5 protein-coding genes are annotated in these 12912 nt (G+C 60.7%); 2 read left to right on the top strand and 3 right to left on the bottom strand.

The features are described 5' to 3' along the window. Window positions 1-45: 45 nt before the first annotated feature. Entirely contained in the window at window positions 46-5472 is a 5427-nt protein-coding gene (locus C3938_RS04490) for a DUF748 domain-containing protein (protein ID WP_105102019.1), read from the bottom strand. 287 nt (window positions 5473-5759) lie between these two features. Here C3938_RS04490 and selD point away from each other — a divergent pair, with 287 nt between their 5' ends. Continuing rightward, the gene (gene selD / locus C3938_RS04495; protein WP_105102020.1) at window positions 5760-8126 is read left to right on the top strand and encodes a selenide, water dikinase SelD; all 2367 of its coding nucleotides are present in this window, start codon (window positions 5760-5762) and stop codon (window positions 8124-8126) included. Window positions 8127-8397: 271 nt separating this feature from the next. Beyond that, entirely contained in the window at window positions 8398-9708 is a 1311-nt protein-coding gene (locus C3938_RS04500) for an NAD(P)/FAD-dependent oxidoreductase (protein WP_105102021.1), read from the top strand. Between the two features lie 199 nt (window positions 9709-9907). Here C3938_RS04500 and C3938_RS04505 read toward each other — a convergent pair whose 3' ends face one another. Together C3938_RS04505 and C3938_RS04510 are read right to left on the bottom strand one after the other, a co-directional pair. After that, window positions 9908-11986, bottom strand: coding sequence for a hypothetical protein (locus tag C3938_RS04505; protein WP_158681559.1), 2079 nt, complete (start codon window positions 11984-11986; stop codon window positions 9908-9910). Window positions 11987-12226: 240 nt separating this feature from the next. After that, window positions 12227-12709: a hypothetical protein gene (locus C3938_RS04510; protein WP_105102023.1), complete on the bottom strand. Its 483-nt coding sequence runs from the start codon at window positions 12707-12709 to the stop codon at window positions 12227-12229. Window positions 12710-12912 lie beyond the last annotated feature (203 nt).

The raw sequence follows: 12912 nt of genomic DNA on the forward strand, positions 1-12912 counted from the left end.
ATACTGAAACGACAACGCCCGATCGAGTGGGTAACCGGATAATTCTCAGTTGGAAAACTCCACGCGTGGGGCGCCGGAATCGTTCCCGATATAGTCCGGCGCGCACTGGATAAAATCTTCCTGGTCGAGTCCGGCGCCGATGAAAAATTTCTGTACCTGGCGGCTGCGGCGATTGGAAAGTTGCAGCAGCTCTTCGCGCAGCCCCCGCGGCGGATCGCTGTAGAAGTTCTTGCGTTGTTCCCGGCTTCCGTACATGGCGCCCGTTTCATAGGGGAACATTACTTCCATATCCTGCGCCGTTGCCACACCGCAGATTCCGGGTCTCGCTTTGGGGTTATCACGCATTTTTTCAATCATGCCGTTCAGACTGGCCTCGGCATCCGCGCTCAGCACATCGCTCCCGGGGGCGAATTCGATATCCGAAAAACTCACCGCGCGAAAACGCGCCCACGCGAGTTTCGCCAGACTGTAGAACCCCACCGGAGTGAAATAGGCAAACAGCGCTTCGAGGATAGCCCGTTGCAACAGATCACTGAAGATAAAACTGAAGTTGAATTTGGGATCGTAAAGTTCACCGGAGACCGGCATATTGAAATGCACGTCACCATTGCCGTCTTTTAACAACGCCAGCGCCAGACTGAGGGGAATGATGCTTCTTTTTACTTTCAGGTGGTCGGTGTCGCGCACACGGCGCACTTTGATTTTTTCCAGTTTCATTTTTGCCAGGGCATCCACCTGGTTGTCATCCACCTTGATATCCACCAGTGCATCCAACTGACCCTGCAGAATTTTGTAGCCAAGCAGAGCGGCGATATAGGGGGTTGTGGGAATGAGGTTGGCGCCTTCAACATAACCGAGCAGTGAGGCATCCCACTGGTTGTCTTCCAGAAGATTCACCTGCCCGGCCAGGTGCATTTCGCTGAAGCCTCCAGCGCGCCCGTTCAGGATCACCAGTGCCGGCGGGTCCTCGTGATAGTTACTGACACCCCGCAACAGCAGGTTGATACGGCGCAGGGGGAGCTTGGCATCGTAATCACTCGTGCTGTCGAGCCAGAGAAAGCGTCCACGATCAACCGTGATCTGGTTCACCCGGTAGTGGAAGCGATTGGCCTCGCGTGCGATATCTCCCCGCTGGTAGCGGTGGCGGTTCTCCTCCGGGGTCTGGCTGCGTAAGCGTTCCCACTCCCCAAGGTCGCCCTCGCGCCCACGCGCGAGCATGCTGTGGGGACGGATGAGGTCGATGGTGTCGATGTTGAGAATTTTCTCCGGCGGGAAATATTCAAACTGGTTTACCCGCAGCAGTTCGATTTCCGTGTTCCACTGGTGGTTGACGAATTCCTGCGCGCGCTCATCGCGACGAAACAGCTTGCCGCTGGCAATTTCCAGCGCCAGCAGACGAATGACGCCTTTCGCGACCGTCAGTCCCCGGGCGTCTGCGTATTCGGTTTCCAGCACGCGGTCGCCTTCGATACCCAGCACCGTCAACTGGTCCACGCGCGCCTGCGTCAACGCCAGGGTGCGCGTGGCAAAATCGTAGTGCCCGGTGGCGATCAGTTCCTGCACGTTTAAGCAGTGATTGAGATTGTTGATGTATCCGCGCGGCAGACAACTGCTGATATTTTTCAGTCGCAGATTGTCGCTGACCAGTTCGCGGGTACCGAATCCCAGCAACTCCGCGTCCAGGGTTTCAACAAGGAGCAGGTCCGACGGTACACCGGCGGAAAAATCCGCCTGGGTAACACGCAGGCCCTCTACGCGTACATCGCGAAAATAGCGCTGCGCATCTCCACTGCCCAGCGCTCCGAATCTGACCTTGTGCTGGCTGGACACGGAAATACGCCCCACCTCATAACAGGGCGCAAGGGACCTGTCGCCGAGTTGCACCGGACTGAAGCAACCGCTGAGCCCGCTCAGTTCGCCCTGCTCCAGTGCCAGTGCGCCACCGGAAAAGACCAGCCCACTCACCCCCAACCGGGTAAACCCAAGGCGCCGATGCTCTCCCTGGCGCAGGGCAACATCCTCCACCAGCACCTGCCCGTTCAAACGCAGGTCTTCTCCCTGGGCCAGGGTCTGCGACCCCGCTACCTGCAGCCGGCCAATGGCAACGCACAACGGGTCGTGTACCGGCTGGCCCGGCGTCGGCGGCAGACAGCCGGAGAAATCCCGAGCCGCGAGATCCTCCACCTGTATTCGGGCACCACCGGGCCAGTGCAGAGATTGCCACGCGAGTTGCGACAGCTGCAGGATGGGCTTCCGGGTATCCGCGGACATCAGCTTCAGATCCGCCGCCGCCAGCGGCCCGAGCCGGATCCGGCCGTCACCGCGGAGATCCCCGTCAGTACCGCCGCCCAGACGCACCAGATTGTCGCCGCTCAGTTGCAGTCGCCCGGACGACAGGCATCCACCCCAGCGCGCGCCAGCTGCGCTTGTGGCCAGCCAATCGTCAAGGCCGCAGCCATTCACGGCATCCAGACTCAGGTTGTGAAGATTGAGCTGGACCGGGTTGTCGTTGCCTGCGGCTCCGCGCTGCACCACGCCCAGGCTTTCGATGCGCAGCCGCTCAAGGGTCAGTTGCGCCGGATCCGACAGCCTGCGATGCAGCGCCAGCTGCGCGACGGCGACGCCGTCACCTTCCGATGCCACACCGCTACCGCGCACACAGCGAGGCAGGCCTCGATCGGGCGTTCCGCGCTCTGTCGCATCTTTCTGCGGCCAGCAGACCTCAAGTTCTTCGGCCTGCAGCTGTTGCAGTTTCCAGTCGGCGCGGGCACCGGCGATCCGCGGCAGGCTGACCTGGAGGGCGTGGCCGGCAAGCTGGTTTATTTCGACAGAGAACTGATCCTCACCACCGCTCAGTGAGAAATGTGACAGCGCCAGATCATTCATATCCGCATTGAAATGTCCGGGCGCATAATCCAGCGCGAACTGTGCTCCGGTGCGCAGGCTCGCCACATCCACACAGCGCTCGGGGCTCAGGCAGAACTCCGCCTTGTCCAGCGCCGCGCCAGGCAGCTGCAGGCGCGCGCGTGCCGGCTGCGTCTGCACACGAACATCCGCCTTTGGCATCGTGAATTGTGCCACGCGGAGCAGGGCGTCGCCGCTGGCACTGGTGATATCGGCGCTGTCCAGTGACAGGTCTGCGGCAGTAAACCCGAGACGCATGTTGCCGTCCGTTTTTCTCTGCGCTTCAGTACTACTTGCGATCTTCTCCATCCGCAGATGCAGAGGCTGCTGCTGGCGCAATTGGTGCACGGCAAAGCACGCTGGGCGCCGGGTACCACCACTGTTGAGCAGCATTTGCCAGGAGGTGGGCAGACAGCCATCCAGACTGGTGAGGGACAGGGAAGCGAGTTCCAGTTCGGTTTCACGCACACCGAGGGGTGTGCCGATGGCCGCTCTTGCCGCCGCGTCTGCGGACGCGCGTGCTGCCTTCAACTCTTCCGGCGAAAGGCCTTTTTCCGCGCCGTCGACACCCTCGTCCGCGGCCCTTACTTCTTCCCCCCACCAATGCGCGTCACCGCTGGCAAAGTACTCCCCCGGTTGCAGAGACTGCTGGCGCAGACGGAAAAATCCATTGCCGGTTTGCAGTTCGTTGAGGACAAGGCCCTTCTGTTGTGCCGGGTCCGCGCTCAGGTGGTCCGACAGCAGCAGCGTCGCCAGTTGCAGTTCGCCGAGAACCAGATAGGGAAATTCCTGCAGATCGAGAATGAAATCGCCGCGCCCGTCCAGTTTCCACACCCGTGCACACAGGGGGGACAGCCTCTGAGGCAACCAGCCATCCGGCACACATCCCCCCAGTCGCTCCAGCGCGATATCCTCCAGCAGGTAGCGCCGCTCCACCGGGGCGATCTCCGCACGCGCCCAATGGAATCCGCTCAGCAACAGAGTGGATGTATCGACGCTGCCTTCGCCCAACTGAAATTTAGCCAGCTGTAACGGTCCACTTTCCAGCTGCCACGACTGCGCCGGACGATTGCCCGCGGTGGACCTGCGCGGAAACTGCAGCGCAAATTGCTCCGGGAGCTGCAGACTGGCAACAGACACACACTGATCTTTACGCCCCCACAATGCCCCGGGCACACAGCCCGATGCACTGGCGAGGGAAAGCTGCTGCAGTTGCAGGCGGCGACTGCCATTGTGATAGCTGAGGGCACCAAGACGCAGGCTGCGGGTGTTGAGTGCATTGGCGGGCGGATGCGGTGCGTCCATGTCCAGCACCGTGCCCTGATCCAGGCTCGCTTCCGCTATCTCCACGCGGAAGCCGTCGCGCCACTCAAACCGCGTCGGTTGTGGCAGACGCAGACTGCCGGCGCGCAGACAATAGTGGTGCCGTGCACTGCGCAGGCGGCTTGGGCACCAGGAAAATCCGCTCGCCCCGGCGCTCTGCCACTGCAGGGATTTGTCCTCGCGGCGAAAATCAAAATCATTGATGGCGATGGTCGGCGCGTACCAGTTGGGGTGGCGACGGTTGTGGTAACGCACACGCACTTCCTGGCCATTGATTCGGTGCCAGGTAATTTCCGACTGCCTGCCGAAGGTAAAATTCGCGGGGCCCCGGACCTGTAACCGCCGCGCACTGGCGCAGTGACCGATGATGCGCCGGAATCCCGGCACCGCTTCCGCCCAACGCTCGGGAGGACAACCGGCAAACTTCCGCACAAAGGTGTCGGCGACGCTGAGCAGATTCCCCGGGTGTTCAAAGCGGATAGCGTCCGTTTTCAGGCGCACCAGCGCCACCGTGAGATTTTCCCCCGGTGTGCGCATCATGTCTCCCTCACCCGGCTCCTGTGCGCGGGCACCGGTGGACGACGGCGATTTCTTCTGCGGCAACTCGTCCCATGCCAACACGTTATCGAGGGAGAAGCTGTCGGCACCTATGGCAAAGCGCAGCGGCTCCTGCGCTTCGCGGAACCCACTGACAAAAAAGTCCTCCAGTGCCACCTGCCCCATCCGTATACAGGTGGGCGTATCCCACTGAGGCTTATGCTGGTAACAGATCACACCGTGGCGCACTTTGGCGGCAACCAGATCCACACGCCAGTTTTTTGGCGTTTTCTCCCCCTCTCCCAGCCGCCAACCACCGATCTCCCAAACCCGGCCGCGCTCACCCGGTTCGGATTCGAGGTCCAGATAAACACGCTCAAGCTCTGCCAGTTTGACGTGAATCCGACCGCGCAACAGATGCCACCAGCTGAGTCCGAGAGTCGCCTCACCGACCTGGAATCCGCGCTCGGATTTGTTGCGTACCTGCACACCGCGAAGGTGCACACGCAGACGCGGCAGGGAAATATCCAGGTACTCGATCTGAGCTTCCAGACCGCGCTCGTGCAGCCAGCGTTGCACGGCACCGGGAAGTACCGTGGCGACCACGATGTTCAATGCGCCAATCAACAGCAGAAAGAACACCAGCAGCCAAAGCAGCCGACGGGCCCCTCGGAATTCGGCGGAATTTTTATCTGCGGATGTGGACATCTAGCAGCCAGTCGGACTTAGGCGCACAGGAAACTTTGCGCGCGAACCGGGAAGCAACACGGCCCACACGCCTCCTACATTAAAGACCAGCCGCCATTCACCGGTTGGCGCACTTATTTCTATTGCACGATTTTTATCGGACTCCCTGCGCTTGTTCCGTTTTGAACTATTTTTTCAGGCGCCACATACCTCACGAACGGGCATCCCATCCGTGCTAAAGCGCCGCATCCCATTACACTGTTTATATTTCGATCGCAGCGGCGCTGATTAATCAGGAACACCAGATCATGCAGGAGCATCCACACTACCAGGACATAGTGTTGGTCGGCGGCGGCCACAGCCACGCCGTGGTGTTGCAGAAGTGGGCTGAACATCCACTGCCCGGCGCGCGCCTGACACTGGTTTCCCCCCAGGTACAAGGCGCCTACTCAAACATGCTGCCGGGTATGGTGGCGGGTCATTACAGCTTCAACGAGATGCACATCGACCTGCCGCGTCTGTGCCGCGCTGCCGGCGCCCGCTTTATCCAGGCCTGTGCACATCAGATTGACCCCGAGAACAATCGCGTTTCCCTGCTGGGACGGCCGGACCTCGAATTCGACCTGTTGTCGCTGGACGTGGGCGCCACTCCGAGCCGCGCCATCAGCGGCTCGGAACTCGCCATACCGGTAAAGCCCGTCGGCCATTTCCACCGCTACTGGCAGCAGCTGAAACAGCAGATCCAGGCCGTACACGAGCCGCTGCGCATCGGCGTGGTGGGCGGTGGTGCTGGCGGTTGCGAGCTCGCCATGGCCGCTGCCTGGGCGCTGGAGGAGCCGGTCTACAGCGGCCGTGTAGAAATCCATCTGATTCATGCCGGCAACAGGCTGCCCGACGGCTATCCACTGCTGGCACGAAAACTGATCGCGCGGGAACTCGCCCGCCTAAAGGTACAGGTACACCGCAGCTGGCAGGTAGCGGAAATCACCCAGAGTGGTGTGCACAGTGACGAGGGGCAGTTTCTGCCCGTGGACAAGGTGATGCTGTGTACCGAGGCCGCCGCGCCGCCCTGGCTGGCGGAATCAGGACTGATGCTGGACGGAAACGGCTTTGTACAGGTGGATGAGTACCTGCGCACCAATCACCCGCTCATCTTTGCCGCCGGTGACGCCGCCAGTCTGGTACCGGCCCCGCTTCCAAAATCCGCACAGCATGCCCTCGCGCAGGGCGACACCCTGTACCACAACCTGCGCGCCAGCCTGCTGGAACAGCCCCTGCGCCGCTACCAGCCGCGCAGAGAATTCGTCAGCCTGCTCACTTGCGGCGACCGGCGCGCCGTGGCTGCGTGCTGCGGTTTGGCAGCCGCCGGCAATACCCTGTGGCGCTGGAAGAACCGCCGCGACCGGAAATTCACCGCGCGCTTTCGCACACTGTCCACCCTCCCGCAACAGTGGCAACCCGCCTCCCCCCATCGATGGTTGCGCACCGCGGCGCACGGAATCACCCAGCGCAACAGTCACAGCGTGGCCGGTGTGCCCAGCAACGGCTGCGACGCCAATCCGGGAGCGGATATTCTCCAGCGCGCGCTGGCGGACCTGCCTCAGCAGCAGTCCCCCACCCTGCTGCACGGTACAGACGATGACGCCGCCGTGATCAAACTGCCCGCGGGCAAACTGCTGCTGCAGAGCTCTGATCAATTGCGCGCTCCAGTAGCGGATCCCTGGTTGTTCGGACGCCTCGCAGCCCTGCACGCGCTCTCGAACCTGTTCGCCATGCACGCGCAACCCGTTACTGCCCAGGCTCTGGTAACCCTGCCGCGGTCGGCACCGGAACTCACCGCACGCGACCTGCAGCAACTGCTGGACGGCGCCGTGCGCGAACTGAACCAGCACCACTGTGTACTGAGCGGCGGCCATACCGCCGAAGGCGCGGAGTTGCAGCTGGGTCTGACAGTAAACGGCATCGCCGACCCGCAGCAGCTGCTGCACAAAACCAATGTGCGTGCCGGTGATTGCCTGATTCTGACCAAGCCTCTCGGTATCGGCACTCTGTTCGCCGCCGAAGGATTGGGGCGTGCCCGCGCTCGCTGGTTGCAGCAGGCACTGGAAGTGATGCTGCAGAGCAATGCCGTGGCCGCGGATATTTTCGCGCGTAACCATGCCAGCGCACTCACTGACATCACCGGTTTTGGCCTGCTCGGCCACCTGCTGGAGATGCTGCAGTGGCAGGGGAGCAGTCACCCCGGGCAAACAGAAATCTCCAGCGGCCAGTACGCGTCCCGACTCGGCGCCAGCCTGTTCGCCGATGCGCTGCCCCTACTACCCGGGGCCACCTTTTGCGCCGAGCGCGGCCTGCTTTCGAACCTGCACCGACAAAATACCCACGCCTACCACGCACTGCAGAACCTCGCCGCCTGGCAGGCACAGCCGCATCTGCCGCTGTTGGTAGACCCGCAAACCTGTGGCGGCCTGCTGGCCTCGGTGCCCGCGGCACACGCGGACGAGTGCGTCACGTCACTGCACGCCGCCGGCTGCCGTCACGCCGCGGTCGTCGGCTTCGTCGACGAATTGCCGACCACAGACGAACCCTTTACCGGCCCTCAGCAACCGGTCTATCTGGCCCGCAGCGGTGACTGGAAAGCGCTGGCCCGGCGCTATACGGAAGTGGTGTCCTGAGTATCCCCCAGGCGCACCATTCAGGTTTCTATTTTTCAGTCCTCCAGCACCCGTTGCAGTGGATACCTTTTCCACTGTAACCATTCTTTGATTGCGAAATGCCCCCGGCCCGGTGATACTCGCCGCTAGCATGCGCGGCCGCGCCAAAGGCCGTAGGCAGCAACAACACAAACAACGAAAATCAGAACCGCAAGGTCATCACAGAGAACACGCCGCCCGGCGGTGGACGGGAAGAGCACAGAATTTTTTTAGCTCTACAGGAAACTCTGTCATGAAAAAAATCGTCATTGTCGGCGGCGGCGCCGGCGGACTGCAGCTGGCCACCAGTCTCGGTCGCCATTTTTCCTTCAATCGGTTTCACCGCCGTATCAAATCCCCCGCCGTGGAAGTCACCCTGATCGACAGAAACCGCACCCATATCTGGAAACCGCTACTGCACCAGGTAGCCACCGGTGCGCTGGATTCCAGTCTCGACGCACTCAATTACCAGGTACACGCCCGCGCCAATGGATTCCACTTCGAGCTGGGCAGTCTGTGCGGACTTAACCGCACGGAAAAAACCATTCAACTGGAAGAAGTGTGCGGCGAGGATGGCAAGCCATTGGTGCCGGCGCGCGAACTGGAATACGACTACCTGGTAATTGCGCTCGGCAGCCAAAGCAACGACTTTCACACTCCGGGGGTGCGTGACAACTGTCAGTTTCTCGACAGTGCCGAACAGGCGCAGAAATTTCACAACAAACTGCTGGATCGTTTCCTGCAACTGGAAAACCGCGTGCGCGACAAGGTGGAAATCGCCATCGTCGGCGGTGGTGCCACGGGTGTGGAGCTTGCAGCCGAGCTGGTGGACGCTGTACACGAGATGGGCCACTACGGGCGGATCAAGAACGGGGACCTCAAGGTGACTCTGATCGAGGCCGGTCCCCACCTGCTGCCGGCACTGCCGCCGCGTCTCGGCAACAGCTCCGCCAAGGAACTCACCAATCTGGGTGTACGGGTACTCATCGGCACTCAGGTGGCGGAGGCAACCGCAAGCGGGTTTGCCACCAAAGACGGAGAAGTGATTCCCGCGGATATCCGCGTGTGGGCGGCGGGGGTGAAAGCCCCGGATTTTCTCCAGCAACTGGATGGGCTCGCGCTCAACCGCCAGAACCAGATCGAGGTAGAAGCGACCCTGCGCAGCAAAAGCGACCCGGACATTTTCGCCCTCGGTGATTGCGCCGGTTGCGTGGATGCACAGGATCACAAGGTGCCGCCACGGGCTCAGTCGGCCCAGCAGATGGCAAAAACCGCGCGCGATAATCTCATCGCTCTGGTGGAAAAGCCGGACGCGCCGCTGCGGCCTTTTACTTACAAAGACCGCGGTTCCCTGGTATCACTGTCAAAATTCGATGCGGTGGGCAGCCTGATGGGCGGACTGGTAAAAGGCAGCCTTACCATCGAAGGGCGCCTCGCCGGTCTCGCCTACCGCTCGCTGTACCGCATGCATCTGGCCGCACTGCACGGTTGGCCAAAAGCAATGCTGCTGTACCTGATCGGCCAGGCGAACCGCTTCGTCAAACCGCGATTGAAAATGCATTGATGTCCAATGCATAAACTTCATCGCGTTCCACAGCGAAATAAGGAAAGACCTTAGTCGTCACGCGGCGAGCGATATTTCATCGCGGTCGGCAAAGGAAAAACCGATTGCGCCCTTCAGTGCCAGGCATTCATCCGGGAAATTTACCTGCCGGATGCATGCCGCATGTCCGCAACAGGCACTCACGTGACGAAATAGGCGATCAGGGCCGGATCACCACGGGCCCGCCGAGATTCACTCCCGGGGCCTTCCAGCGCTCGCGCCAGTGAAATTTCCACTCCAGCGGCCAGCTTACCGCGCACAGCGTGCCGCCCTCCGCGAAGCGGTAATTGATACACGGCAGATAGATATCGGTGATACCGACTTCCGTGTACGCCGGCTGACGATAGCGGTAGTGATCGATCAGGTAACGCAGGCCATCATCCAGCGGCAGATACTGCCAGTGCAAATGCAGCAGGGTGTTGGTGGTGCCGGTATACCCTTCGCCCTCTCGATACCAGTCCAGTAGTTGTCCGCTGGAGCCATATACGCGGGTAACCGTCAGCAGACTCTGGCGCTCACCGGCGCTGTTAAAGGTGGCGATGGCGGTTTCCCGCAATTGACCGCGGCTGTTGTAGCTATAGTCCGTCACTTCGCTGACATCGACCGCTCCATTGGCATCGCTATCCAGCTCCATCTTGATTTGCGTCAACAGGTCGCCGCTGTTGTAGCGATATGTGAAGGTGCGCCGGGACTCCATGCGCCCGTCTGCATCTACATCGAAGGACCACACCTGCTCGCGCAAACGGCCGCTGCTCAGGTAGGCAAACTCATAGGTGTTTTCGCTGTCTACCCGCCCATCGCCGTCATCGTCGATGCGCTGAACTTCCCGCAGCAGCCGCCCACTGGCACTGTAGCGGTAGTCGACCTCGATGCGGGCATCCACGACGCCATCTACCTCGATGGTTTCGCCGTCATCCAGAGTGTCCAGCTGTTCGAGTAGTAAACCCCCGCTGTTGTAGCCGAATTCGAAACGTCGGCGCCTCTCGAACAGGCCATCCGCGTTGAGGTCAGTCTCCTCTTCCCGCAACGTCAACAGACCGCGGTCGTCGTACAGGCTGCCCACGCGGAAAATGGTATCGACGATGCCATCGACCGCGCCGCCGACGCTGGCGTCAAGATCGCCGTCCTGTTCAAACAGGAACAGGGAATTGTTACCGCCCGCGTCATACTCGAACCGATACCGCCGGCGCTCGCTCACGGAAAACTGGCCGTCTTCCTCCAGGATTTCAACCAGAAACCCACTATTGCTGTAGAAATGCTCGGAGCGGTAGAAAAATTCCACCGTGCCGTTTTCGTCGGTATCGGTTTCCCTCAGCATGAATCTCCGACGTCCCTGGCTGTCGTACTCAAAATACAAACGCTCGCGCCAATAGTCGGTGCTGTCCGGCAGCAGGGAAAAGAAAATCTCCCACGGCAGGCCGAGGCCGTTGTAGCTCCAGCGCACCTCCTGCTCGATACGGCCGTCATCATTGAAATCGCGGGTCTCCCTGATGGGCACCCGCACCGGCACCACAATACCGAGTGCCTCGTAGAGATACAGTAGTGGCGCCTCCAGCGGCACCTGATATTTGATGTCGAACGCACTTGTGATCGCCGACAGGGCGTCCACCCCACGACGATAGGGAAATGCATACAGGTCGTAGGCGAAATCCACGCTGTAACCGACGAGGTCTGTATTCCAGTCGGTGAGGTCGATGCCGTTGTCGGGATCCTGATCCCGGTCGAGGGTGAGCAGCAGTAGCATCCTGTTCGACACGAAGTCCAGCGCATCCACCCGCTGGTGGTCTTCCAGCGCTACCCGCAGGTCCACTTCGGAGGTCAGCGGCGGGCTGCCCGCCAGGTCAAACAGGTCGAGCTCCGGCGCCCCGGGGGCTGTGCCAAACCAGATATCGCCGAGGGAAAAACTCACCTCCTCACCATCCCGGTAGCGAAAGGTTCCACTGGCGTCGGTAAGCCCGGAAAAACTCGGTGTTTCGTAGTACAACCCCTGGATGTCACCGGCAAATGTTCCGGTCAATTCCGGCCCACGGCCTGCCGCACCACCACTGCTCGAAGACGAGCTGGCGCTGCCGCCAGAGCTGCTGCCGCCGCCCAGGGCGCGGTCACTGCCGGACCTGCCAGAGCCACATCCTCCAGCAACCAGCAACAGGCACAGGAGCAGGCCGAATGCCGCGCGCACACGCCGGCGTAAGGGCGGGGAACGGTGGCCGACGGCCGCCAAAGCTAGCCTCACTGGCACAGGGTACTCCTTGTCACACCACAACATGACTCTCACAGTCGGGCACTCGCCGGCTGCAGACCCGAGACTCCCGAAAGTATTGTTGAAATGCCCTGCACGCGTTTGCTGGCTAGCGCCGGAATGCTCCAATTGGCGCACGTTGAGCGACATTGCCGGCTAAACCACCGCCAAACCAATAAAAAAGCCCCCGGTAGCTGGGACTACCGGGGGCTTTTTCGTACTGCCAGTAGGCGGCTGAAATCAGATTTTCCAGCTCTGCACTTTATCCAGGCCGTGCTCGGCAACCCACTGGTTCAACTGCTTGGGATTGCGTTTTTTCTTCTCGATGGTGGCATTGGTGTAGGGGTTGCGGTAGTGACCGGTTTCCAGCTTTGGTTCCGCTGGTTTGGCGGTCGCGGACGCCTTGCGACCGGCACTGCGACGCGGCGCGTCGTTTTCGCGCTTCAGACTGCGGGCCACTCGGGCCTTGAGGGTGCGAATGTAGTCCGGCGCATCCTCATTATTCAGCTGACCAACGAGCCACTCGACGATCTGCTCACCGCGCGCGGTGTACAGTTCTTCCTCGTCCACTTCGTATTCCGCCGCCAGATTGACCAGCGCCTTGTCGAAAGCAATCACGCCCTGCTTCTTGCGCTCGGCGCGCGCCATCTGCTCCTGCAGCTCTTCGATTCTGGCCTGATGCTCGGCAATTTGCTGTTCGATCTGATCGTATTCCTGGAACATATATATTGAGCCTCGATATATATAAAAATTTCTGTTTTTGATAGTGCGTTTTTAACGATGAATCATCGATTTAACGGCATTCATACCCGATAAGCTTCCCATCGAGCGAATTCAGCAGTCTCGATTCCACAGTCGTGAATCAATTACTGGCAATACACCTGAACCAGTGCACATATTCCAAATAAAGATAGACGCAAATGGAA

Source organism: Microbulbifer pacificus, from assembly GCF_002959965.1.
GTDB classification, from domain to species: Bacteria; Pseudomonadota; Gammaproteobacteria; order Pseudomonadales; family Cellvibrionaceae; genus Microbulbifer; species Microbulbifer pacificus_A.